Genomic DNA, 25866 nt, shown 5'->3' with positions numbered 1-25866 from the left:
ATTCGAGGAAGGAATGTTTAAAATGGTAAGCTATCAGGAACTCATATCACAACTCGGGATTGACTATACACATCCCGGGGGAAAAGCGGCAACGGATAAGTGGTTAAAGCAAATACCGAAAAACTTAAAGAACGTATTAGAAGTTGGCTGTGGGACAGGAGAGACTCTCAAGCAATTGCGAGATCATACTACTGCATTTTTATATGGTATCGACAACTGTGCAAATATGACTACAAAGGCAAAAAATAAAACTAAGGATCTCCATCATATGGAGATCATGCAACAAAATATAGAAGATCTTTCATTCATACATCAATTCTTTGACCTAATTATTTCTGAATCTGTGTTAGCTTTTACCCCTATCGATAACAGTTTGCCGAAACTTACGAACCTGCTTAAACCAAATGGACAAATCATACTACTAGAAATGACAACATCCAGCCTCTTACCTCAAGATAAAGAAAGAATTAAAACATTTTATCAATTGCCGCAATTATTATCCAAAGAAGACTGGTTAAAGCAGTTATTAGACCATGGATACGAAACTGTCTACCTAGAAAAAGTCGAGAAAGAAAGTAAAAAACCTATCACCCTTCCTCAACATCTATCAATGGAAATGTTACAAACATTAAATGAACATTTTCAATTAAATACTATATATGCTAATGATCTTCATACTTACTTATTCATAGCTAAAAAGCGAGGAGAGAACGATGACCATATATGCAACTGATAAGTGGATTAAAGAATTTACGAATAAAAAAGATAGAAAGGATCGAAAAGAACAGTATCTATTACATCAATCCATTATTTGCGAACCACTCACCCATTTTTTTGAAGATATCCACTCAGAGTTTATTCAAGAACACCTATTACGCCATGGTCTGTTTTCACCAAATTTAAATAAAGAAGATTCAGAGCAATGGATACAACAAAATTATTTATCTAAGGTAAACAAGATCTACCAAAAGTGCAAAAAGGCATGGAATGGACCTGATCCTGCTATATTTGTCTTTCCCTCTAACGAAGAAATCAGAGAACTTAAAGAATGGTATAACAGTAATACAGGCTTAAGTTACCCTGACAAACTGTTCTTATTCTTACAAAAGAATGCTAAAAATCGAGAGATAGTTGCTTTATTCCTTCATGAATACAGTCATATTTGCAGACTAAATCATTTCCCAAAGAAAGAAATGGAATATACTCTGTTGGACGCTATTATATTAGAAGGCATTGCTGAGTGGATTGTCCGGAAAAAGATTGGACACACGTACGGAAACAAAAGAATAGAAAAGATATCCGATGAGTTGTTAGCAGATTTATGGAAAACATGGATTGCACCTCAGCAGCAGATGACTAGAGATCACCCTAAGCACGATATGATTATGTATGGATTTAACGGTGTTCCTAAAAATGTCGGCTATATTATCGGTTACAACATCATTCAACGTTATATGACTAAACAACCTTGCTCAATAACCACATTATTACAGACCTCAAATCAGGACATTTTGGCAACCGTCGATTCATTACCTAGAAATTAATTAGTGCAAATGCCGACGAACAGATGACCACAATTTTATCGATTCCTCGCATAGTCTGTTAGTAGTTATCCAATGAACTGCTTGGATATGGAGGAAGGAGGGTTTTGATGTCACATTATGATTTTTGTAGACAGAACGTAGGTCGCCCTGTAAAAATTGTAACACACGACGGGATAGTCCATAGAGGGATCATTAGAAGGGTTAATCCCTCAAAAGTATTTATAGATCCACTTGATGCCCGACGAGGAGCTGGTGGCTATGGCTATGGCTTCTTTGGATATGGTAGAGGTCTCGGTCTTGGCATTGCGCTTGGTGCAATCGCAACAATAGCATTTCTGCCATTTTTCTTTTGGTAATTACTGCTCCATTACCATAATTGCGTAACAAAAAAGTGGATTTATCAGATCTATTTATTATCTCTTCTCCTATAATACAACTGGTATAAGAAATCTAAGGCAATCATTTAACTTGATCGCCTTAGGTTTCTATCCTTCGTCGGCTAATTAATGATTTCTCCTAGCAAAGTCTACAAAGCGAAATTTATCCGGGCGGTGCCTTGATTCGGTATATTGAAACAGACTGGCATCATCTAAATAAACATAGTTCTTGATAACCACAATATTATGGAATCCTTCCAAATCTAATAAATCCCGATCCTCTTTTGTTGGCTCCTCCACGACAATTTCTTTCTTGGCAAAACTGATCACTAAACCTAATTCATCCTCAAGGTAGGCATATATCGATTCCTTTGCAATTTCTTCTGACATATAGGGAACATAATCATCCACCAGATAATCTTTATCCAATATGATACGCTGTCCAGAGAATTCCCGAGAACGAATCACTCCCCACACCTGATTCTTCCCCTTCAGCTTTAATTGCTCTTTTAGATAGCGATCAGGTTTGATAAGCTGACATTCGTGTACCGTAGTCACTGGTCTTTCTCCCATTTTATCTGCTAACTCTTTAAAGCTAACAAGCCCGGAAACAGGGAAATCAAATTTACTACGATCAATTACCATCGAACCTTTTCCCCTAATTTTTTGTATATAACCATTTTGAGCTAGCAGATTCAATGCTTTTCTAATCGTTTCTCTAGATGTTTCATATTGATCTGTCAGTTCGTTCTCAGAAGGCAAGAATTGATTGGCCTTAAACCTCCCTTGTTCAATTTGCTGTACCATTTCCTGATAGATCACTAAATATTTATTGCGCATTTCATTATCCCCATCTATTACTTAATATAGAAAACAAATGATTCATAAGGACGCAACGTGGCGTTCTCCAATTGAGTTGGCAGCTGCTGATAATTAGAAAGAATAACCTCTCCTCTTTCAAATCGTTCTTTCACTTCTCTTGGTAAATCTAACGTCACTTCCTCAGCATAAAAGTTGTTTATTACTAACATGCTTTCTTGATCATTTTCTCGTAAATAAGCAAAAATGGCAAGATCATCTGGTAAAATCAGTTGATAACTTCCATCCGTTATGACCTGATATTCTTTTCTCATTTGAATTAATCGTTGGTAATGATAAAAAACAGACTCTTTATCCGCAATAGCCTGTTCAGCATTAATAGTCGTAAAATTACCTGGGAGACCTATCCATGGTTCCGCATCTGTAAATCCTGCATACTCCTTGGCATTCCATTGTACAGGTGTACGAGAATTGTCACGTGATTTTTCTTTTAAAATTGCCATAATCTCTTCTTCTGGCATACCTTCTTCTTTTTTGATGTTATACATATTTATGGATTCCACATCACGGTATTGATCGATGCTTTCAAATCCGGGATTTGTCATACCAAACTCTTCCCCTTGATAAATATATGGTGTCCCTTGCATTAAATGAATGGTTGTTGCTAACATTTTTGCCGATTCTTTGTGATAGTGTTTATCATCCCCAAATCGCGACACTATCCTTGGCTGATCATGATTACACCAGAACAATGCGTTCCAACCTCCACCTTGCTGCATTCCTATCTGCCATTTGGACAGGATTTGTTTTAACTCTAGGAAATCAAACGGTCCTTTAGTCCATTTCTCACCATTAGGATAATCGACTTTTAAATGGTGGAAATTAAAAGTCATATCTAACTCTTCACTTTTGGGATTAGAATATTGAATACAATCATCCATTGTTGTTGATGACATTTCACCAACAGTCATCGTTTCACGGTTCTTAAATACTTGTTGATTCATTTCGTGTAAAAACTCATGCACTCTCGGTCCATCCGTATAAAACTTTCTTCCGTCTCCTGGTGTTACACTGCCATCATCATCAGGGAAGCGTTGATCTTTGGAAATAAGGTTTATAACATCTAAGCGAAATCCATCCACTCCCTTATCTAGCCAAAAATTCATCATTTGATAAACATCGTCCCGTACCGCTTCATTTTCCCAATTTAAGTCTGCTTGCGTAACGTCAAATAGATGTAAATAATATTCGCTAGTTTTTTCGTCATATTGCCAGGCAGAACCGCCGAACTTTGATTGCCAATTGGTTGGTGGGTTACCAGCTTCTCCTTCTTTCCAAATGTAATAATCTCGATACCGATTATCCTTGGATCGACTAGCTTCTTTGAACCATTGGTGTTCCGTTGAGGTATGGTTTACAACAATATCCATAATAATTTTGATGTCACGATGGTGTGCTTCATCTAATAATTTTTCGAAGTCCTCCATTGTGCCATATTCAGGGTGAATGGAATAGTAGTCAGATATGTCGTATCCATTATCCTTTTGTGGTGATGCATAAATAGGTGTCAACCAGAGTACATCGACCCCTAACTTTTTCAAGTAATCTAATTTTTCAATAATACCTGGGATATCTCCAACACCGTTGCCCGTAGTATCATTGAAGCTTTTCGGATATATCTGATAGACAACAGATTTTTGCCACCATTTCTCGTCCATACATTTACCCTCCTGTTGATCTGTGATGAAATTTTTATTGTATCAGCTCCTGATTTCCGAATATGAATACAGATCGCGACCAATCCTGATGCGAAGTAGATATAAACTGCGAAGTTGTGAAAATTCAACTGGGTACTGACATTTATTGAGCGGACATTTAGTGCGTTATTTGATTGAAAATCACCTGCTTTTCGATGTTTGCGGACATTGAATCCTTTATTTGGTTCATTTTGACTTCAATTAGTACTATTTATGATAAATAGCGGAATAGATGTCCGTGACCACCCTAAAAACGGAACTTTTGTCACAAATAGCGGAACAAATGTCCGCGCACAGCCCAGATTTACTTGGAAGTCCACGCTATTTCGCAGTTTATGTTTTATGTTCACTCTTTTATTATGATCTTGTTTTTCCTAGGCGATCATATGCGTCTTTACCCATTTTAGTTCTTGCTAGAATAACAGTTAGGATAAATGGCACAACAATCGCGATCAGCATCGCTACGGTAAACATGAGCATATGTGGTACTTGAATCGATAAAATTCCTGGTATACCACCTACACCGATGGAATTCGCCATAACACCAGACCCGACTGATACGACTGCTGCAATTGCAGAACCCGTCATACCTGCAATAAACGGGAATAAATAACGTAAATTAATACCAAATAAAGCTGGTTCGGTTACACCTAAATAACAGGAGATTGCTGCTGGAACCGATACTTGTTGTTCTTTTTTGTCTTTACGGTTCAAGTAGATCATGGCAACAACCGCTGAACCTTGTGCGATATTTGATAATGCAATCATTGGCCAAAGGTTCGTTCCGTCAAATTCACTCATCAACTGTAAATCAATCGCATTCGTCATATGATGTAAACCTGTGATAACTAATGGTGCATACGCAAAACCAAATACAGCAGCAAACAACCAACCAAATGCTGAAGTTAAACCGTTATATACAATATTGGAGATCCATGAACCAATTTCCCATCCGATTGGTCCTAATACAACATGGGCTACTAAAACAGCCGGTATTAATGCAAAGAATGGTACAAAAATCATTGAAACTACTTGCGGAATTACTTTACGCAACCAGATCTCTAAATACGCTAATACGAATCCAGCTAAAATGGCCGGAATAACTTGTGCTTGATAACCAATCATATCAATCTGCGCAAAACCGAAGTCCCATACCGGAATCTCTTCGGCACCAGCGACTCCATAGGCATTTAACAGTTGCGGAGAAACTAGCGTAATACCTAAAACAATACCTAGTACTTGGGTTGTACCCATTTTTCTCGAAATAGACCAAGTGATGGCGACCGGTAAGAAGTGGAATATCGCTTCCCCAATTAACCATAAGAAGTCATATAAACCAGTCCAAAACTGAGAAGTTTCTGCCAACGTCTGTGTACCGTTGTTAACCATTTCAATATCCCCGATAACATTACGAAAACCTAAAATAAGACCACCAACAACTAATGCAGGGATAATAGGTGTAAAGATATCAGCTAAATGCGCTACTAAACGTTGGATAATATTCATATTTTGCTTGGCAGCTTCTTTTGCATCTTCTTTGGAAGTATCCCCTACTCCCGCTATTTTGGTAAACTCATTATAAAAAGAAGCTACTTCATTCCCTACAATAACTTGAAATTGACCTGCCTGTGTAAATGTTCCTTTCACTATATCAACATCCTCTATTGCATCCACATCTGCTTTGCTTGGGTCAATTAATACAAAACGCATTCTCGTCGCACAATGTGTAACAACGGAGATATTTTCACTACCACCGATTTTATCCAACAATTCTTTTGCAGGATCTGTAAACTTGCTCACTGTTCTTCCTCCTTGATGAAAATATTCTTGTATATACAAGTGATTACGTTTTCATCTTAACTTGTATATACAAGATTGTCAACGAAAAGATTTGTTAAATTGCATCCGAAACTAAATAGAAAGAGAGACTAACTATATAAAGTCAATAGTTAGCCTCTTTGCTTATCTTATCCTTCAAATGTATTTTTATCCACGTGTCCATCATTTTCCATAATTATTTTTAATGCTTCGGGGTAATCATCTTCCGATACTTCACATTCAATCGTATGTTCTCTAGGAGTATCATCTCCGTCTCCCTCTTCCGCTATAAATCCAGGTACGATGCTTCCACCAGCTCCCATCCCTGTAGAATAGTTACCCGAGAAAGTTATCGGAGCTAGCAATATAGTTTGACCTTGATCTTGTAATCGGTCGACTATAATATCATTTGTTTTCAATTTATTGAGCTCGGCTCTTACGGTTTCCGCGTCATCTTCCGTCTTAAAAAAAGCTTGAATTGTTTTATACATGATCATCATCCTTTCGTTTTTAATATATGGTTGTTCTTAATGTTCCCGTTTTCATCAATATTAAACTTCTGTAAATTTTGACCAGTATTTATGTGTCTTTCTTTGTAGAATCTAGTAAAATAAAGTGAGACCTCCATCAGCGGACTAAAACCCCACTGATGGTTAGTAATCAGCAAATTAGCGTCCGTTACAAAGGAAAAGGATGGGTGAGGTTATGAAAAAATTCACAAAGCAAGAGAATAGTTGGATGTTTTACGATTGGGGAAGCTCCGCATTTTCCGTTATCATTACCACGGCTATTTTTCCTATTTATTACAAAGCACAAGCAACCGATGCAGGTATTTCCGGAGCAGATTCTACAGCATATCTAGGTTACACCATTTCTGTGTTTACATTTATATTGGCTATGATTGGACCAATTCTGGGAACAATAGCGGATTACAAAGGATTGAAAAAGAAATTCTTTTTAAGCTTTATGGGGGTGGGTATTTTTTCGACTTCCGCACTTATTTTCGTGCCAGAAGGCCAATGGTTACTTTTACTGATTGTCTTTACTTTAGCGTCACTCGGTTCTACCGGAGCTAATGTGTTTTATGATGGTTTCCTTGTGGATGTCACCGATGATAACCGAATGAATCAAGTATCTGCCCGTGGATTTGGACTTGGTTATATCGGTAGTGCTATTCCTTTTGTCATAAGTATTGCCATTATATTATTAGCTCAACAGGGTATACTACCTATCAGTAGCACTACAGCAAGTAAAATAGCGTTTCTTATTACTTGTTTATGGTGGGCTACTTTTGCTATTCCTATGATGAGAAATGTGAAACAGATACATTTCGTAGAGCGCGATTCTCAACCAATTCGCCAAAGCTTCAAAAGATTATTTCAAACAATCAAACACGTAAAAGAATATAAATACTTAACTATTTTTTTAATTGCTTATTTTTTCTACATCGACGGGGTAGGTACCATTATTTCCATGTCTACAGCCTACGGGACAGATGTCGGTCTTAGCTCAACTGTTCTACTAGTAGTTTTACTTGTCACACAAGTAGTTGCCGCTCCTCTTTCTATTATATATGGTAGATTAGCAAATCGATTCTCTGCCAAATCCATGTTAAATGTTGGTATTGTTGTTTATATTATCGTTTGTATTTATGGTTATTTTCTAGAAACAGCAATTGACTTTTGGATTCTTGCCATGCTTGTCGCTTCTTCACAAGGGGGAATTCAAGCATTAAGTCGCTCCTACTTCGCTAAACTGATTCCTAAAAATAATGCCAATGAATTTTTTGGTTTTTATAATATTTTTGGTAAATTTGCTTCGATTACCGGCCCTCTACTTTTAGGTGTCACTGCACAAATTACTGGTCATTCGAACGCAGGTATTTTGAGTCTTATTGTTTTATTTGTAATCGGTATGATTATTCTTTACTTTGTTCCCTCCGACAAAAAATTATCGACACCAACACAACCTATCTCAAAATGATATCAATTGTATCTCACCTGAGCATTGTTTAGACCAAATTGATATAATACACTCTTAATTAACGAGTTATTTTCAAAATAATTAGACAAAATAAAACAGATAGAACAAAAATTGGTGTCACGCTTATGCTTACTATATAAAGTAAGACTTCCATCAGTGGCTTCCACTGGTGGGTAGCAAAACTTATCAGGGTGCTACCGTCCGTGATCCCCACAAATGCAAGGCCCGCGGACGGTTCGCCGTGGTCAAAATAAAAAAGTAAGGAGAGAACAAATAAGATATGACAAACGCAAACCAAGTTGCTCAAAATTACGTGGATGACGTGTTCGAAACGGTCAAAAAACGTAATCCAAACGAAAATGAGTTCCATCAAGCAGTAAAGGAAATATTTGATTCTTTAGTTCCAGTATTCGAAAAACAACCCGTATACATGGAGCATAATATTTTGGAAAGAATCGTTGAACCTGAAAGAATTATATCTTTCCGTGTACCATGGGTTGATGACGAGGGGAAAGTACAAGTTAACCGTGGTTTCCGTGTACAATTTAATAGTGCAATCGGACCATACAAAGGCGGTCTTCGCTTCCACCCATCTGTAAACGCTAGTATTATTAAATTTTTAGGGTTTGAACAGATTTTTAAAAACTCTTTAACCGGACAGCCAATCGGCGGTGGTAAAGGTGGGTCTGATTTTGATCCAAAAGGTAAATCTGACGGCGAAATTATGCGTTTCTGCCAAAGCTTCATGAGCGAACTGTCTAAACACATCGGTCCAGATGTTGATGTTCCTGCTGGGGATATCGGTGTAGGCGCACGTGAAGTTGGGTACTTATTCGGTCAATACAAAAAAATGCGCGGTGGCTATGAAGCTGGGGTACTAACTGGTAAAGGTCTTAATTTCGGTGGAAGCTTGGCACGTACGGAAGCGACTGGTTATGGAACAGTTTACTTCGTACAAGAAATGTTAAAAGACAAAGGCGACAGCTTCGAAGGTAAAACAGTCGTTGTTTCTGGTTCTGGTAATGTTTCTACTTATGCTATTGAAAAAGCAACTGAACTTGGTGCTAAAGTAGTTGCGTGTAGTGATTCCAGTGGTTATATATATGACAAGAACGGAATTAATTTGGCAACAGTAAAACGTCTAAAAGAAGTAGAAAGAAAACGTATTAAAGAATATGTCAATGAACATCCTGAAGCAGAGTATACTGCTGGCTTTGAAGGCATCTGGAACATTCCTTGTGACATCGCTCTTCCATGTGCAACACAAAACGAATTAAATGAAGAATCTGCGAAAACACTGCTATCTAACGGTGTAAAAGCTGTTGGTGAAGGTGCGAACATGCCTTCCACACTAAAAGCAATCGATGTATTTTTAGAAAATAATGTACTATTTGGTCCTGCAAAAGCAGCAAATGCTGGTGGAGTTGCCGTGTCTGCATTAGAAATGGCACAAAACAGTGCACGTCTTTCTTGGAAATTTGAAGAAGTTGATGAAAAACTGCAGGAAATCATGGCTAACATTTATAAAAACAGTATAGAAGCTGCAGAAGAATATGGTCAGCCTGGTAACCTTGTTGTCGGAGCCAATATTGCCGGTTTCATTAAAGTTGCCGATGCTATGGTCGCACAAGGTGTTATCTAAATTATTCTAATTGATAATATAATAACTGTTTTGAAGTATACACTTGTCCAAACGGAACAAGTGTATACTTTTTAAGAAAAACTGAGCTAAAAACCTCTTAGTTCTTATGACTAAAAGCTAAAGATTTATCATTTCTCTAGCATCCATTGTAAAATACTTGAACAACTTAACCACCACTCTGGCTGCCACTATTATCATGCTCTACCACGCTAGCATGAAATAACACGGTTGTTTCTACTCACAAAATAGCATCTTTTCAACCCATTGTAAAAATTCAATCTATTACTTATGACAAGAGTTGTTGCACCTCCTCATAGCGGAGACTAATTACGGAGACTCCTGCAGGAATAGCCCGAGCTGAAAATCCACTTTGCAAAGTTAGTTGAGGCCGTGCCCGCGGTATAGGATACACTGCGAAAGCTTGCTTTTAGCAGATGTTGACTTATGCCCTTTGGGTGAAAGCGAAGTAATTAGTCGGAACGTTGCAAATACACATCAAACATGGCAACATAACTACTTCGTTTAACACGGTCATTGCGCTAATTTTATACTTTCTTTCCAAATTTTAAAAGACGTTCCCCTTCATCTCGATATTCCTTCACTCGTATATTCACTTCACACTCCGAATAATAGTATAATAATGGTGTGTTACTAATGAAAGAACAGAGAGAGGTAGTAAAATGAGCATAGAGAAAAAACCTAACAAATGGGTGAAACGTCTATTACTATCAGCTATTCGACTCCATTTACATAGAATTACTAAGTTCCAAGTGACACAGAATGACACAAAAGATTTAAAGCCTCCTTATTTAATTGTCAGCAATCATGTGAACAATTGGGATCCTTTATATATCAATCTATTTGTCGATGAACCTATCGCTTTTGTTGCTGGTGAACCATTATTTCGCAACCCTTTACTAAAAAAAATATTAAATTATACCGGTGCTATTCGCAAAACAAAATTCAAAAATGATACAAGTACTATCCGTAATGTCTTAAAGGCTAAGAAACACAACCGTGTCATTGGTTTGTTTCCTGAAGGAGGACGCAACTGGGATGGTGTAACAGAGCCAATCATTTATTCCACTGCCAAATTAGTAAAGCTACTAAAAATTCCTGTTGTTGCAGTACAAATAAAAGGAGGTTATTTAACACACCCAAGGTGGGGGCACGGCGACAGAAAAGGTATAATCGAACTCAGTTTCAACAAAATCTGGGATGGCGTGGATGTAGTAAACTTACCTGTCTCCACTATCCATGACCAGCTTACCGAATCGTTATTTCACGATGAAATGGACTGGCAAAGGGAAAAAGGCTATAGCTATCACAGTAAACATATTGCTCATTATTTAGAGAGGTTACTTTATACCTGCCCGTCATGCCACACAATTGGCAATATGTGGTCTTATCATGATAAATTTCAGTGTCATAACTGTGACTACCAAGTTCAATTGACGGAACATGGATATTTTCATTCTGGCGATACCCTTTATTTTGATACACCTTTTAAATGGAAACAGTGGCAACAACAACACCTTGATCAATTGTCTCTGACTACAGATACCCTGACTGCAATCCAGGAGCAGGTCGAATTCTATCAATCTATTGAACAACAGCCTCTCAGAAAATTAATGAAGGGAACGATCCGATTAGACAAGGAACACATCCATATATACTCGACTGATGGTAATTTAAAGTCCTTCTCTTTTGAAGATATGGAAGGGCTAAACATTCTTTTTCATCATAAACTAGATTTCTTTGTCAGCGACACACTTTTTCGGATCACTTTCACCAATTCAAGAGCATCTGCCTATATGTGGATACAATTGATTCAACACTTAAAAGCAAGACTAGCTATAAAGGAACAATCATCATGACAGATACTTGGAATTTTGTAATGGATTTTATTTTCTTATCGATTATTTTAGCTCTAGCCACTGTACTAAAAACACGAATTCCATTTCTAAGCAAGCTAATTATTCCTACTTCGATGATTGCTGGCTTTCTCGGATTACTGCTAGGTACGGAATTTTTAGGCATTATTCCTTTTGATCAAGATATGTTGGGTAACCTTGTCTATCACTTCATGGCGATAGGATTTATTGCTATCTCACTTAAAGAACGGAACACAGAAAACAGCCCTGCCATTATGAATGCTGGGATGTTAATTGTTGCCGGCTATGTGATTCAAGGCATTGTTGGTTTCGGCATCTTTTTATTTCTAGTCCGAATATTTTTCCCAGACTTTTTTCCAGGTATCGGTCTCCTGCTGCCACTTGGTTTTGGACAAGGTCCTGGCCAGGCATATTCAATCGGTACCCAATGGGAAGAATTAGGGGTTACGGGTGGCGGTAATCTCGGCCTGTCAATTGCTGGAATTGGTTTCATTTGGGCTACTGTAATTGGAATTATCATGATGAATCTATTAGCAAAAAGATTTTCCTTTCAATCCAAGGACAAGCCAGTAAAGGAAAATACTAAATTAATAGAGGATATCGAGCCAGATGAAATTCCATCAGGAGATACTATAGATAAATTGACGTTCCAGATCGCTTTAATAGGTACTATTTATTTTATAACGTATCTTACTATTTATGGTCTTAACGACTTACTTCAACCAATTGGCGCTTTTGGTGAAACATTAGGGCAACTGTTGATTGGTTTTCATTTTATTATTGGCAGCTTGTATGCCGTACTATTTCGAATAATTTTAAATAAACTCAAGGGTAAGAGCATTAAACTCGAACATATACCGAATAATTACTTGTTACAGCGGATCACCGGATTCTCATTCGATTATATGATTGCTGCTGCTATTACCGCCATTTCGATATATACTTTACAAGATTACTTCATTCCGGTATTACTAATCACAACCGCCGGCGGTCTGGTGACGATTCTTTTCTTTGTATGGATTATTCCAAAAGTATTTCCAGCTGATGCATTACCAAACATCTTAGGTTTTTACGGGATGCAGACAGGAACAATCTCAACTGGCATGGCATTGGTCAAAGCAGTAGACCCGAAATTCCAATCCAATACGACCGATAATCTTGTAATGGGTAGTGGAACTGCATTGTTATTTGGCTTTCCTTTATTGTTGATTTTAAATATACCGGTTGTCGGTTATGTTCAAGATCAACCGATTATGTACCTTTACACGATGATTGCATTAGTATTTTATTTCGCTGCATTATTAACTGGATTGTTATGGCGTGTGAGAAAAAGCAACTAGACATTCATAACAGTACTAAGGTGACAAATAAAGTGCTAGTGTAGTTGTTGATGAGGTATAATAAGGAAAATAAGCATATTAGGAGGTAGAATTTCATGTTTAAAAAAATTGCTAGTGATGCATTAGGTTTAAGTGACATAGGAAAGATCATCGCCCCAGAAGACTTTGACAAGACCGAGTCTGATGATTATGTATTACACGAAGAGGGTGAGCGGATTCACTTTTTGATAAAGTCCAAGTCAGATGAATACTGCTTCACCAATCGTGCCTTAATTCATCTTGATGGGGAAAAAGCGACTAGTAGTAAGCGCAATATTTTTCGGTATGACTATTATCTTTACCCCATTAAAAATGTTTCCGTTGAAACAGCTGGTACGATTGACTTAGACCTTGAAATCAAATTTTCGCTTGGAGGCCAGCCGATTTCTGTTGATATTGATAAAAAAGAAGGAGAAGCTATTGCAGACTTATATAAATCGTTAGTAACCATTTCACAAATTCAAGAGGAAAATGACAGAATAAAAGAATTTGCCAAAGATAGCTTGCAAACTTCCCAGTCTTTGTTTACCGATAATCGATTCCATGACGGCAATGTTTCCAGTGAATTTGAAAAAGCAACTAAATTCTCCTTTGACTGGTTTAATTCCACCTATAATGAAAACACTAGAAAAGACTTTGGAGATATTTTTGATAAATATATTCAGAATTAGAATAAGGATCGCACGCTTGAAATTTGATTGAATTTATGCGGTTTATTTACTATTTTCAAGCAATTTAGTACAGCGGAACAATGAGTAACTGACTTAGCGGTAATAATCCACTGCGTTAGGTTTTGTCCGACTATTTTCCGTGATAAACTAAAGAAAAACATAAAACAAAGGGTGTGTATCATGGCCAAACATAAGATCTATACAATGAGTTTCGCAAGTGTCTATCCCCATTATGTTACGAAGGCAGAGAAAAAAGGACGTACGAAAACAGAAGTCAATGAAATTATCCGTTGGTTGACAGGATATAGACAGGAAGAGTTAGAAGCACACCTGGAAAAACAAACAGACTTTGAGACCTTCTTTGCGGAGGCTCCCCAATTGAACCCTTCACGGGCTTTGATCCAAGGTGTGGTCTGCGGTGTCCGAGTGGAAGACATCGAAGAACCAACGATGCAGGAAATTCGCTATCTGGATAAGCTGATCGATGAATTAGCAAAAGGAAAAGCAATGGAGAAAATTTTGCGGAAACCTTAATAATATACTGAATAAATGGATCCAGTACCGGTCTTTCTTGGATATAATCGTTTATCCAAGAAAGAGAGGCTTTTTGTTACAAACTAAAACTAAATACTTCTATCTCAGTTTCAATTTTACAGGTTCGATAAAGGGAACAAACCTAATATTATCCGGTCAGACGGAAGAAGTATATGGAGCTTCGTCGGCACACGCCACTAATGTCATCTTAAACAGATTATTCGCTTCTCTTCTCTCATTCCATTATAATATTGTAAACGCTTAATAACAGGAGGTCATATTTCATGCAATATCGTCCGTTAGGTAAAACCGGTCTGAAAGTAAGCGAAATCAGTTTAGGCAGCTGGCTTACATATGGAGGCTATGTCGAGGAAAAGAATGCTGAGGCTTCCATTGATAAAGCCTACGACCTCGGGATTAACTTTTTTGATACAGCCAATGTTTACATGCGTGGAGAAGCAGAGAAAATTGTAGGAAAAGCTTTAAGAAAATATCCACGTAGCTCCTATGTCCTTGCTACAAAAGTATTTGGCAAAATGGGAGATGGACCCAATGATCAAGGTCTTTCTCGAAAGCATATTATGGAGCAATGTGATGCCAGCTTGCAGCGGTTAGGACTTGATTATGTCGATATTTATTACTGTCACCGTTATCACGCCGATACACCACTAGAAGAAACGTTACGCGCATTGGATGATCTTGTACGCCAAGGAAAAGTGTTATACATTGGTGTCAGTGAATGGACTGCTGAACAAATGACGGAGGCTGTTCATCTTGCAGACCAAAAATTGTTAGACCGCATTGTTGTTAACCAACCAAACTATAGTATGCTTCAGCGTTATATTGAAGATGAAGTCATTCCTGTAAGTGAAAAGCACGGCATTGGCCAGGTTGTCTTCTCTCCTCTCGCCCAAGGTGTATTAACAGGGAAATATAAAAAAGGAGAAGCAATTCCCGAAGATAGTCGCGCTGCTCAAAAAAATTTAGATTTATCTCGAGTATTAACAGAGAAGAATTTGGAACGGGTGGAAGCATTAAAAGGGATCGCAGCGAACGAAAATTTGTCATTAGCTCAATTAGCGATTGCCTGGATCTTGCGTCAAGACAACGTATCTAGTGCGCTTATCGGTGCAAGTAAACCAGAACAAATTGAAGAAAACGCCAAAGCTTCCGGTGTTAAACTCTCCCAAGAGACAATTGCTAAGGTAGAGGATATATTACATCTGTAATTGTACCTATACCAAGTAATCCCTAGTTACTTGGTATTATTTTTTACATTTTTTACAATAGATTCATTGACTTTTTCGTTAATAATGTATACTATGTAATTAAACGGACAATAAATGGAATTCTTATCCAGAGAGGTGGAGGGGCAGGCCCTATGAAACCTCGGCAACAGGTTAGAAAGATAACACTGTGCCAAATCCTGCGGGACAGCATAAACTGAACCCGAAAGATAAGAAGGAATGATTACACATTGCTTACCTTCTTATCAAACGATAAGAAGGTTTTTTAATGAGGAGGAAGCAACATATGCTGACTTATGAAAATTTTTATGACAGCCCGTTGAACAATGAGACTCCCGACCAACAAGATCCTACCAAAGGAGCTCTAAAGATCCTTGAATGGGCTTATCAAACGTATGGCAATTCTTTAGTCTATGCCTGTAGTTTTGGAGCAGAAAGTATGGTTTTAATTGACATGATTGCAACTGTCCAACCAGATGCTAGATTAGTATTTTTAGACACTGGCTTGCATTTCCAAGAAACATATGACCTGATTGATGAGGTCAAAGAACGTTATCCGTCATTAGATATCGTAATGCAGAAGCCCTCTCTCACTGTTGATGAACAACGAGAACAGTATGGATCAGCGTTGTGGAGCAGAAATCCTGATCAATGTTGTTACATTAGAAAAGTTAAACCATTAGAAGACGCACTGAGTGGAGCAACCGCTTGGATTTCAGGATTAAGAAGGTCACAATCTCCAACAAGAGCCAATACCAACTTTATTAACAAGGATGACCGTTTCCAGTCCATTAAAATTTGTCCATTAATTTATTGGTCCTGGGATGATGTGTGGGAATATATTGAGCACCATCAATTACCTTATAACAAGCTACATGATCAAAATTATCCTAGCATTGGTTGTATACCGTGTACTACACAAGTTACGGATGTTGATGACGAACGTTCAGGACGATGGGCCAACTTTCAAAAAACTGAATGTGGACTACATGCTACTCCACAATCAACAAAGTGATTATTTTTTATAGCCAAACATAAGTAAATCTATCGGATTAATTAAAAGAGGTGAAAATGTTGACATTACAAGTAGTAAACAGTCCGTTTGATGAAAAGCAGACGGAAATATTGAATCAAATTCTACCAACACTGACAGACGCACAGAAAAATTGGCTCTCTGGATATTTGGCTGCTTCTCAATCTCATTCATCACAAAGTGTTACACCGGTTGAACAGCCTGCTCCTACACAGGTTAAAACCCGAACCGTCACCATTTTATACGGATCGGAAACCGGTAACAGTCAAGAACTAGCAGAACAGCTATCCAAACAGCTAAAGGATATGCAAAGAGACGTAACAGTTTCTGCCATGGATGACTTTAAACCGAAGAAACTAAAAGAAGCAGAAGATTTATTCATTATTACGGCAACTCATGGGGAAGGAGACCCACCTGACAACGCTATTCAATTCCACGAGTTTTTACACAGTCGTAAAGCTCCTAAGCTAGAGGATGTTAACTTCTCTGTTTTGTCACTTGGTGATGAATCCTATGAACATTTCTGTCAGACTGGTAAAGATTTTGATAAACGATTAGAAGAATTGGGGGCAACTAGAATTCATCCACGTGTTGACTGTGATGTCGATTACGAAGAACCTGCTGACGAATGGATTTCAGAAGTAATCGGTATTCTGAAAAAAGATGCCGGAAACAACACACAAACCGTCGACACTCAACCAACTCCTGCAGAACAACCAATTTATTCGAAGAACAACCCTTATTCTGCTGAAGTATTAGATAACATTGTTCTTAGTGGTAAAGGATCAAATAAAGAAACAAGACACATTGAAATTTCATTGGAAGGCTCTAACCTCAGTTATGAACCTGGAGATTGTTTAGCAATTTATCCGAAGAATGATCCTGCTCTGGTTCAAGCGATTATTGAAGAGCTTAAATGGAATGCAGAACAAACGATACCCATTAATAAACAAGGGGAAATTCGCTCCGTTCAGGAAGCTCTAACCTCTATTTTTGAGATTACGAGAATTACGAAAGGGTTATTGGAAAAAGCTAGCACTTATTTTAATCATGAACATCTTCAAGAATTAGTCAAAGATCCCGAGAAGGTAAAAGCCTATATTGATGGTCGTGATTTATTAGACTTGATTATTGACTATCCACCAAAACAACTGGATCCAACATCGATTATGCACTTTTTAAGAAAGATTCCTGCAAGACAATACTCGATCGCTAGTAGTTATCAAGCAAATCCTGATGAGGTGCATTTAACTTTGGCAACTGTCAGGTATCATACACATGGACGTGACCGATGTGGTGTATGCACAGGGGAAATCGCTGACAGGATTAAACCAGGTGATCAACTCAATGTTTATGTGCATAAAAATCCTAATTTCAAATTCCCAATGGATGAGGAAACGCCGGTGATTATGATTGGACCTGGTACTGGTGTAGCACCATTTAGAGGCTATATCGAGGAACGTGAAGAACTTGAACTGAAAGGAAAAACATGGCTCTTCTTTGGTGATCAGCATTTCCGTACGGACTTTTTGTATCAAGTAGATTGGCAAAATTGGTTAAAACAAGGTTACCTGTCCAAAATGGATGTTGCCTTCTCTAGAGATAGTGAACAAAAAGTATATGTACAGCATCGCATGCAAGAAAAAGCAAAAGAATTATTCGAATGGATCGAAGCAGGTGCACATCTGTTTGTATGCGGGGATGAAAAACGAATGGCAAAGGATGTACACGAAGCCTTAATCTCGATTATTAGCGAACAAGGAAAGCTTAGCGAGGAAGCTGCAAAAGAGTATATCAATAAATTAAAACAGGAAAAGAGATACCAACGTGATGTGTATTAAGGGGGAACAAAAATGGTAAACGATCCTAATAAACTAGACTCAATGGAAAAGCTGAAAGAAGAAAGCCGTTTTTTAAGAGGAACGATTGAAGAAGGACTACAAGATCCGATTACCGCATCTATATCGGAAGATGATACAAAACTGTTGAAGTTCCATGGAAGCTACCAACAGGACGACCGTGACATTAGAGATGAACGACGCAAACAAAAGCTAGAGCCTGCTTATCAATTCATGCTTCGCGTTGCTATACCTGGTGGTGTCGCAACTCCTAAGCAATGGCTTGCAACTGATGAATTAGCACAAAAATATGGCGATCATACGATAAAACTGACGACCCGCCAAGCTTTTCAATTACACGGGATATTAAAATGGAATTTAAAAGACACCATAAAAACGATCAATGAAGCATTAATGACAACAATTGCTGCATGTGGGGATGTTAATCGTAACGTCATGTGTAATCCGAACCCTTATCAATCTGAAGTCCATCAGGAAATTCAAGATTGGGCACAAAAAATCAGCGATCATCTCTCACCGAAAACTGGTGCTTATCATGAAATATGGTTAGATAAAGAAAAAATTATCGATTCCAAAGAGGAAGAAGAACCGATTTACGGTAAGACCTATTTGCCAAGGAAATTTAAAATCGGTATTGCTGCACCACCTTCTAATGATGTCGATGTCTTTTCACAAGATATCGGATTAATTGCCATCATTGAAAACGATCAAGTGCAAGGTTTTAACGTCGTAGTCGGTGGTGGAATGGGATCCACACATGGGAATACCAATACCTACCCACAACTCGGAAAGATTGCTGGATACTGCGCAAAAAAAGATGTCGTGGATGTTGCGGAGAAAATCGTCACAATTCAACGAGACTATGGTAATCGGTCAGACCGTAAAAATGCTAGATTTAAATATACGATCGATCGCTATGGGCTTGATTGGTTCAAACAAGAACTTGCTGAAAGACTCGGGTGGGAATTAGAAGAAGCAAAAGAATATCATTTCGACCACAATGGCGATAGATATGGCTGGATCAAAGGAAGTAACAGATGGCACCTAACCCTTTTTGTTGAAAATGGGAGAGTAAAAGATTCTGATGATTATAAACTGATGACGGCTTTACGCGAAATTGCCAACATTCACACTGGTGATTTCCGCTTAACTCCAAACCAGAATCTAGTCATAGCAAATGCTACAGCACCGAAAAAGAAAAAAATCAACGAAATCCTCGACATGTATGGCATTAGAGATGGGAAACAATATTCAGGCTTACGTCGAAATTCAATTGCTTGTGTAGCAATGCCTACATGTGGACTAGCAATGGCGGAATCTGAGCGTTACTTACCTTCTCTTATCGACAAAATCGAAGGCCTTTTAGCTGAAGAAGGCTTACAGGATGAAGAGATTGTGATTCGGATGTCAGGATGTCCAAATGGTTGTTCACGCCCTGCCCTAGCTGAGATTGCCTTTATCGGTAAAGCTCCCGGGAAATACAACCTCTATTTAGGCGGAAGTTTTATTGGCGACCGTTTAAATCAGCTGTACCGTGAAAATATTGGCGAAGAAGAAATCCTGGCAACATTAAAAGAAATCTTTCAAGACTTTGCGCAAAATCGTACAAATAAAGAACATTTTGGTGACTTTGTTGTCCGTAAGGGCTATGTGGATGAAGTTTTTGACGGGCAGAATTTCCACCGCGATATGAAAGGAGTTTTATAGTGGTTGCAATTAAAGAACAAACACAAGAAACAATCAAGGCACATGGTGGTACCTTAATCAACCGTGAAGCAAAAGGTGCAGAGCGAGAACAATTATTAAAAGAAGCAGAAGCATTAAAAAAAATAACAATCAACGCATGGAGTATTTCAGACCTGGAATTGATAGCGATTGGCGGATTTAGTCCACTAACCGGTTTCCTCGGCGAAAAAGACTATCAAGAAGTAGTCGAAAACCTACACTTAGCTGATGGTACTGTTTGGAGTATCCCAATCACATTAGCAGTAACTGAAGCAGAAGCTGACAACTTAGACATTGGTGAAAAGATCGCACTTTACGGTGAGGATGATATTCTTTACGGAACACTGGATCTAGAAGAAAAATACACTTATGACAAAGTAAAAGAAGCAGAATCTGTTTATGGGACAACAGAAGATGCGCACCCTGGTGTCAAAAAGCTTTATGAAAAAGGTAATGTCTATTTAGCTGGACCTATCACGTTACTAAATCGTCCGAAGCATGATCAATTTAAAGACTTTTATCTGGACCCAGCTGAAACAAGACAGCTTTTTCAAGACTTAGGTTGGAAAACGGTAGTCGGCTTCCAAACAAGAAACCCTGTCCACCGTGCCCATGAGTACATTCAAAAAAGTGCATTAGAATCTGTTGATGGCCTATTACTGAATCCATTGGTTGGCGAAACAAAATCTGATGATATTCCAGCAGATATTCGTATGGAAAGCTATCAAATAATCTTGAAACATTATTATCCACAAGACCGCACCCGACTTGTTATTTATCCGGCTGCCATGCGTTATGCGGGACCACGAGAGGCGATATTACATGCTATCGTCCGTAAAAATTACGGCTGTACACATTTCATTGTTGGACGTGACCATGCAGGTGTTGGTGATTATTATGGTACGTATGAAGCCCAAGAATTAATTTCGAAATATGAAGCTGAGCTGGGTATCCAAATTTTCAAATTCGAGCATGCCTTCTTTTGCAAAAAATGTGAGAACATGGCTACACAGAAAACCTGTCCACATGATAAATCTGAGCATGTGCATTTGAGCGGAACAAAGGTAAGAGAAAAACTTCGCAACGGGGAGTCTCTACCACGGCAATTTTCAAGACCAGAAGTTGCTGAAGTGTTAATCAAAGGATTGCAAAGGGGTTCAAACGAATGACACAAGCAAAAAACATCGTATGGCATGACTCAGCAGTATCGAAACAGGATCGAATCAAGCAAAACAATCACCAAAGTCCGGTATTATGGTTCACCGGACTTTCAGGTTCAGGCAAATCGACCATAACAGTTGAATTGGAAAAAGCACTTTTTGAAAAAGGAGTTCGATCCTATCGCTTAGATGGTGATAATATTCGTCACGGTTTAAATAATAACTTAGGCTTTAGCCCGGAGGATCGCAAAGAAAATATTAGACGGATTGGTGAAGTAGCCAAGTTATTAAATGATGCTGGTATAATCACACTTACCGCTTTTATTTCACCATACCGCGAAGACCGTGATAATGTCAGAAAGCTTTTAGCTGATGGCGAATTTATCGAAGTATATGTAAAATGTAGTCTTGAAAAATGTGAAGCTCGTGATCCAAAAGGGCTTTATCAAAAAGCTCGTTCAGGTGAGATCAAAGGGTTTACTGGTATCGATGCACCTTACGAAGAGCCGGAGCAACCGGAGTTAGTAATCGATACCGAAAATAAATCTGTTGACGAAGCAGTAACTGAGATAATTGAGTATTTAGAAATCAGCAGTTATATTTAAGAAAGACTGAGCAAAACTGCTTAGTCCTTATCACTCACATGCTAAGTAGATCTGCGATTCCTTATGAAATACTTGAACAGCTTGACCACCACTCCGGCTAGCCCACTTCCCTTTCCGATGGGGTTTGTCCTTCAGCTAACTTTTCCGAGCAAAAACCACTCGAAAAAGTGATTCTTCAGGTCAAACGATTCCCACAGAAGTTGAAGTGGGCGGCCTTCGCTAATATCTGCTCTACAACATATATCAGACTTGGCAACTTGGGTTATTACCCCAGTGCAGTTAAAACCACTAACCTATTCCTACTTACTTGTTTATAAAAGTTGTGATTCCATTAGTTATACACTTTCCCTTATTTAAAAAGAATGGGGTTCCCTCCATTCTTTTTAAGTAATTAGTCCAATGACCGATATATAGGAAACCCTTCTGAAGCCCAAGCTTTTTCACTAGTCCAATCCTGCTCATCTTCTCGCCAAAACGAATCACTTTCCTTTAATCCCAATGGTAAAAATATAAATGCACACAAATACAAGCTTCCTGTAGAGATATACCCCTCTCCTGCTTCTGGCTGATGGCCTGTAAATCCAATTTTTAACTAGCCACTATTATCAAACACTTCATTAGATGATAACGTTCTTTTTATGACAGCTGTTAATGCTGCTCTCACTTGACCAGCTGCTAACTCAGACGGCAGTTCACGTCGCAGTTTTGATTCGCTAAATGATGAAAAGCACCAAAGCGATATGCCAAAGAGCGGCCGATCGATGGAAATGCACCTTCAGGGGAAATCATTCGCTCTTGAATTCGTGCATATTGAACAGCTCTTGTACGAATCTTTTCAGATTTATCCGACCAATCACTGTATGTATGCCCAATTGTTTCTACGATGTCCAATAACATCGGGTGGATGACATAACTATTGTAATAATCAGCATGAAATGACCTACCATCACTGTACAAGCCATCACCGACATTCCATTGTTCAAATTGGTTAAGGGCATAATCAATACGCATTGAATCCCAATCTTTCTCACCCAGCTTATATAAAGCTGTCTCAATAATAGCTGAGAATAGTAACCAGTTGGAAAAATAAGGTTTGCCGCTTCTTGTAGCTTTTAATGCGTTGATCACATTCTGTTTAACATTGTCGTCCAACTCATACCATAAAGTTTGAGGGGCTCTTAATATTGCTTGAGCTAAGAAGGCTGTATCTACAATGGGTTGATCACCAACTGAAAAATTCATATAATCTTTAGATTCAGGGTTTGTTGCATGATTCATGCAAGTTTTACTCGTTGGACATATTCTTTTCTAAGTTTCTCCTCTGATTCATTTTCAGCATACGATTCTAACCATGGAGCCATTCCATTTACTAATCGAGCAAAAGCTTCTAAATGCGAATATATCTCACGGTTAGTATCTTTTTGTCGTTCAACCGGCATTTGTTTCTTGAGTTGTTCTTTTTCCAATGCTAAAAGGAGTGGGTCCGCAATTTCTAACATGGTTTGGAGCCAATAAGATCGATCATCCGTCATTCATACTCACCTTTCATATCATAAGAAGTTTTATTTTCGATTTTTTTCAAAGATTGATAGGAAAACCACATCGTAATAAAAGTTAATCCGCTTCCTGCAAACACAAATACAACACCAGGAAAGTAATAACCAATAAAGAAAAATGCTCCTATATTAATCAAAATTAATAACGTATTTAAAGGGGATACAAGCGCAACGACAAATGCATATGTTATATAGTCAAAGAATGTAGCCTTGTAATGCACAAATGTTGGGAAGATATACACAAAAATGATGGATACTAAAAACACCAAACCAAATAACAAAAACAAGAGTAATAATCGAAGCCAATGGTCCAACGATTGAACTAGTGTTATATTAATATATATTAACATGACCAGAAAGGTGAAAAAGTAGCCAATTACATTTGCTTGTATGAAATTATTTTTAAACTCTGACCAAAATTGTTTGAATAAAGGAAAATCTTGATTACCACGAATCCATTTTCTTTCAATAGCTAGTGCAGCAACTACTGAAGGAAAAACTCCCAAAAACAATAACCCTATCATACTAAAGATTAGCCACAACATATTTAGATAAGCAAGACGCGAAATCCATACCATCGTCTTGTATAACAGCCCCTCATGATGCATTTTTCGTTCACCCCCTCTTTCAGCTGATTTGCTTTTTCTTTTATTCGTTGTAGAAAAAAATATAGCGAAGGCCGACCGTTTCGACTCCTTTAACGGTAGCAACTTTTGCAGGAGTGTACTCCTCTTGCAAAAGTTAGCGAAAAGAGCATACCCTTTTTCATCAAAAACACTTTTAATTTCTGTTTTCCAACCATTCTTCGCTCTCTCTTTGTGCTTTTTCCACTGCTTCTTCAGCTGATCTTTCACCAGTTAGAGCAGCTTCAACTTCAGAGGTTAATATAAAACGTGGTTGTGACGATGCCCATGGGTACCTAGGCGTCCATGGTGTACTCATCGCTTCCATGGTCGGTGCCATTAAGTTTTCTACCTCTGCATAACTATCCCACGTTTCTGCTGCTTGGATTGCTGGCATTCCATTTGCTTCTTCAAATACATATTGTTGTACCGTTTCACTTGTTGCAAACTTCATCCATTCCCAAGCTAATTCTTTGTTATCACTATCTTTTGCCATTGTAATCGGACTTCCCGCGAACATACCACCTACACCTTCATCATTTTTAAATTCTTGGGCAATTCCAATTCTTTCTCCAAGTCCTTGGGCATATGCTGGCATAACCGTATCACCCGGGCCTTGATTTAGCATGATAGCAATATCGTTTTCTTGCGTTAACCATTTTTCACTGCCTTGATCACTTACCAATCCTTCAGGTGCATACTCTTGCATCTCTAATAGCCATTCTAAGCCGGATTCCATTTCAGGACTATCAAAATTAAATTCGATTTCATCCCAAGCAAAACCAGACCCCCAGCTGCCATTTTGACCTTCTGCAAGATTAATTAATGTAAAAGCAGAAGACCAATCACCACGAAACCATATGCCATAGTTTTGTTCGCCTGTTTCAGGGTTCGTTCCTGTCATCTGCTTTGCCTTTTCCGCTACTTCTTCCATCGTAGGATATTTAGAAAGGTATTCTACTCCCCATTCATCAAATAATTGCTTATCATATGCAATAAAACGAGCATCTCCTAGGAAAGGTAAGCCGTATATCCCCAATTCATCACTATCAGGTCCAAGTGCTTTCCAGCCATCCACTTGATTATCAATAAATCTATCCAAATTGAAATCTGGGTCCTCTTCAATATATGGCTCTAATGGTTCTAATACTCCTTGTGCAGCAAAATCAGCAATACCGGGCATTTGATAGACATCCGCTTCACCAGAAGTAAGCATTGCCTGTGTTTTTTCCGTATAACCTTCCCATGGCATTATCGTAAATTCAACGGTAGCACCTGGATGCTGACTTTCAAACTCATCTTTAATCACTTGAAGCCCTTGTGTCTTTTCTCCTGTAACAGGATCTGTGGAGTCCTCCATATCAAAGTCACCAATTAATTGCACATTTATCGTTTGACCTTCCCAATCACCTTCCACAACATCATCGCTTGATTCACTATCATCCCCGTCACCTGCTGTATCATCAGGACTGCAACCTACAATAGCTACCGTTAGTATAAGCAATAACATGAACCAAAAACGTTTAACTTTCTCCATCATTTTTACCCCCTTATAAAATGAAACTCTCCTCGGTGGGGAATCCCACTGAGAATTAGTAAACTTATCAAAGTGTTAATGCCGTGGTCCACACTTAATTGA

Annotated in this window: 24 protein-coding genes and 1 riboswitch; of the genes, 15 read left to right on the top strand and 9 right to left on the bottom strand. The window is 38.3% G+C overall.

The genetic code is table 11. The features are described 5' to 3' along the window. The first annotated feature begins 22 nt into the window (after positions 1-22). The 3 genes from J5J03_RS20105 (at position 23) to J5J03_RS20095 (ending at position 1900) form a co-directional block, all read left to right on the top strand. Positions 23-733, top strand: a complete 711-nt coding sequence (locus J5J03_RS20105) for a class I SAM-dependent methyltransferase (RefSeq protein WP_208592154.1) — start codon at positions 23-25, stop codon at positions 731-733. Next, positions 714-1544, top strand: coding sequence for a DUF2268 domain-containing protein (locus J5J03_RS20100; RefSeq protein WP_208592153.1), 831 nt, complete (start codon positions 714-716; stop codon positions 1542-1544). The genes J5J03_RS20105 and J5J03_RS20100 overlap by 20 nt, the downstream gene beginning before the upstream one ends. Before the next feature lie 107 nt (positions 1545-1651). Beyond that, positions 1652-1900 (top strand): hypothetical protein, encoded by a 249-nt coding sequence (locus J5J03_RS20095; RefSeq protein ID WP_208592152.1) that lies wholly within the window; start codon positions 1652-1654, stop codon positions 1898-1900. Between the two features lie 147 nt (positions 1901-2047). Here J5J03_RS20095 and treR read toward each other — a convergent pair whose 3' ends face one another. The 4 genes from treR to J5J03_RS20075 all read right to left on the bottom strand — a co-directional run bounded on the left by treR (position 2048) and on the right by J5J03_RS20075 (position 6806). After that, complete coding sequence (gene treR / locus J5J03_RS20090) at positions 2048-2761, bottom strand: trehalose operon repressor (protein WP_208592151.1); 714 nt, start codon at positions 2759-2761, stop codon at positions 2048-2050. A gap of 17 nt (positions 2762-2778) precedes the next feature. Continuing rightward, positions 2779-4458 carry an alpha,alpha-phosphotrehalase gene (gene treC / locus J5J03_RS20085; RefSeq protein WP_208592150.1) on the bottom strand — a complete coding sequence of 560 codons (1680 nt, stop codon included), beginning with the start codon at positions 4456-4458 and terminating at the stop codon, positions 2779-2781. A 396-nt stretch (positions 4459-4854) separates the two neighbouring features. Continuing rightward, positions 4855-6297, bottom strand: coding sequence for a PTS system trehalose-specific EIIBC component (gene treP, locus J5J03_RS20080; protein WP_208592149.1), 1443 nt, complete (start codon positions 6295-6297; stop codon positions 4855-4857). A 167-nt stretch (positions 6298-6464) separates the two neighbouring features. Further along, positions 6465-6806, bottom strand: coding sequence for a hypothetical protein (locus tag J5J03_RS20075; RefSeq protein ID WP_208592148.1), 342 nt, complete (start codon positions 6804-6806; stop codon positions 6465-6467). 214 nt (positions 6807-7020) lie between these two features. Between J5J03_RS20075 and J5J03_RS20070 the strand changes: the two genes are divergently transcribed. The 12 genes from J5J03_RS20070 to cysC all read left to right on the top strand — a co-directional run bounded on the left by J5J03_RS20070 (position 7021) and on the right by cysC (position 22048). Then, complete coding sequence (locus J5J03_RS20070) at positions 7021-8298, top strand: MFS transporter (protein ID WP_208592147.1); 1278 nt, start codon at positions 7021-7023, stop codon at positions 8296-8298. A 280-nt stretch (positions 8299-8578) separates the two neighbouring features. Then, positions 8579-9940 carry an NADP-specific glutamate dehydrogenase gene (gdhA, locus tag J5J03_RS20065; protein WP_208592146.1) on the top strand — a complete coding sequence of 454 codons (1362 nt, stop codon included), beginning with the start codon at positions 8579-8581 and terminating at the stop codon, positions 9938-9940. Positions 9941-10620: 680 nt separating this feature from the next. Next, the gene (locus J5J03_RS20060; RefSeq protein WP_208592145.1) at positions 10621-11817 is read left to right on the top strand and encodes a lysophospholipid acyltransferase family protein; all 1197 of its coding nucleotides are present in this window, start codon (positions 10621-10623) and stop codon (positions 11815-11817) included. After that, positions 11814-13175 (top strand): sodium/glutamate symporter, encoded by a 1362-nt coding sequence (locus J5J03_RS20055; protein ID WP_208592144.1) that lies wholly within the window; start codon positions 11814-11816, stop codon positions 13173-13175. The genes J5J03_RS20060 and J5J03_RS20055 overlap by 4 nt, the downstream gene beginning before the upstream one ends. Positions 13176-13270: 95 nt before the next feature. Then, on the top strand, positions 13271-13885 hold the full coding sequence (locus J5J03_RS20050; RefSeq protein ID WP_208592143.1) for a PH domain-containing protein: 615 nt from the start codon (positions 13271-13273) through the stop codon (positions 13883-13885). A gap of 180 nt (positions 13886-14065) precedes the next feature. Beyond that, positions 14066-14419, top strand: coding sequence for a DUF2200 domain-containing protein (locus J5J03_RS20045; protein WP_208592142.1), 354 nt, complete (start codon positions 14066-14068; stop codon positions 14417-14419). Positions 14420-14703: 284 nt separating this feature from the next. Next, the gene (locus tag J5J03_RS20040) at positions 14704-15648 is read left to right on the top strand and encodes an aldo/keto reductase family protein (protein WP_208592141.1); all 945 of its coding nucleotides are present in this window, start codon (positions 14704-14706) and stop codon (positions 15646-15648) included. Between the two features lie 120 nt (positions 15649-15768). Next, positions 15769-15882, top strand: a riboswitch (SAM riboswitch). A 70-nt stretch (positions 15883-15952) separates the two neighbouring features. Then, positions 15953-16681, top strand: coding sequence for a phosphoadenylyl-sulfate reductase (locus tag J5J03_RS20035; protein WP_208592140.1), 729 nt, complete (start codon positions 15953-15955; stop codon positions 16679-16681). A gap of 59 nt (positions 16682-16740) precedes the next feature. Next, the gene (locus tag J5J03_RS20030; protein ID WP_208592242.1) at positions 16741-18540 is read left to right on the top strand and encodes an assimilatory sulfite reductase (NADPH) flavoprotein subunit; all 1800 of its coding nucleotides are present in this window, start codon (positions 16741-16743) and stop codon (positions 18538-18540) included. Between the two features lie 12 nt (positions 18541-18552). After that, on the top strand, positions 18553-20265 hold the full coding sequence (gene cysI, locus J5J03_RS20025; RefSeq protein ID WP_208592139.1) for an assimilatory sulfite reductase (NADPH) hemoprotein subunit: 1713 nt from the start codon (positions 18553-18555) through the stop codon (positions 20263-20265). Beyond that, on the top strand, positions 20265-21452 hold the full coding sequence (sat, locus tag J5J03_RS20020; protein ID WP_208592138.1) for a sulfate adenylyltransferase: 1188 nt from the start codon (positions 20265-20267) through the stop codon (positions 21450-21452). The genes cysI and sat overlap by 1 nt, the downstream gene beginning before the upstream one ends. Next, positions 21449-22048 (top strand): adenylyl-sulfate kinase, encoded by a 600-nt coding sequence (gene cysC / locus J5J03_RS20015; protein ID WP_208592137.1) that lies wholly within the window; start codon positions 21449-21451, stop codon positions 22046-22048. Before sat ends, cysC begins: the two co-directional genes overlap by 4 nt. A 391-nt stretch (positions 22049-22439) precedes the next feature. Here the strand turns inward: cysC and J5J03_RS22305 are convergent, their stop codons facing one another. The 5 genes from J5J03_RS22305 to J5J03_RS20000 form a co-directional block, all read right to left on the bottom strand. Next, the gene (locus J5J03_RS22305) at positions 22440-22592 is read right to left on the bottom strand and encodes a DUF2264 domain-containing protein (protein ID WP_331460538.1); all 153 of its coding nucleotides are present in this window, start codon (positions 22590-22592) and stop codon (positions 22440-22442) included. A 131-nt stretch (positions 22593-22723) separates the two neighbouring features. Next, positions 22724-23326, bottom strand: coding sequence for a DUF2264 domain-containing protein (locus tag J5J03_RS22300; protein WP_331460534.1), 603 nt, complete (start codon positions 23324-23326; stop codon positions 22724-22726). Next, positions 23323-23580, bottom strand: a complete 258-nt coding sequence (locus tag J5J03_RS22295) for a DUF2264 domain-containing protein (protein WP_331460533.1) — start codon at positions 23578-23580, stop codon at positions 23323-23325. Before J5J03_RS22295 ends, J5J03_RS22300 begins: the two co-directional genes overlap by 4 nt. Next, positions 23577-24212, bottom strand: coding sequence for a YesL family protein (locus J5J03_RS20005; RefSeq protein WP_208592136.1), 636 nt, complete (start codon positions 24210-24212; stop codon positions 23577-23579). Before J5J03_RS20005 ends, J5J03_RS22295 begins: the two co-directional genes overlap by 4 nt. Positions 24213-24384: 172 nt before the next feature. Continuing rightward, the gene (locus J5J03_RS20000; protein WP_208592135.1) at positions 24385-25764 is read right to left on the bottom strand and encodes an extracellular solute-binding protein; all 1380 of its coding nucleotides are present in this window, start codon (positions 25762-25764) and stop codon (positions 24385-24387) included. Between the last annotated feature and the right edge of the window lie 102 nt (positions 25765-25866).

Source organism: Gracilibacillus suaedae (assembly GCF_017599345.1).
Lineage (GTDB): Bacteria > Bacillota > Bacilli > Bacillales > Amphibacillaceae > Gracilibacillus > Gracilibacillus suaedae.
This window is presented reverse-complemented; position numbering and strand designations above follow the sequence as displayed.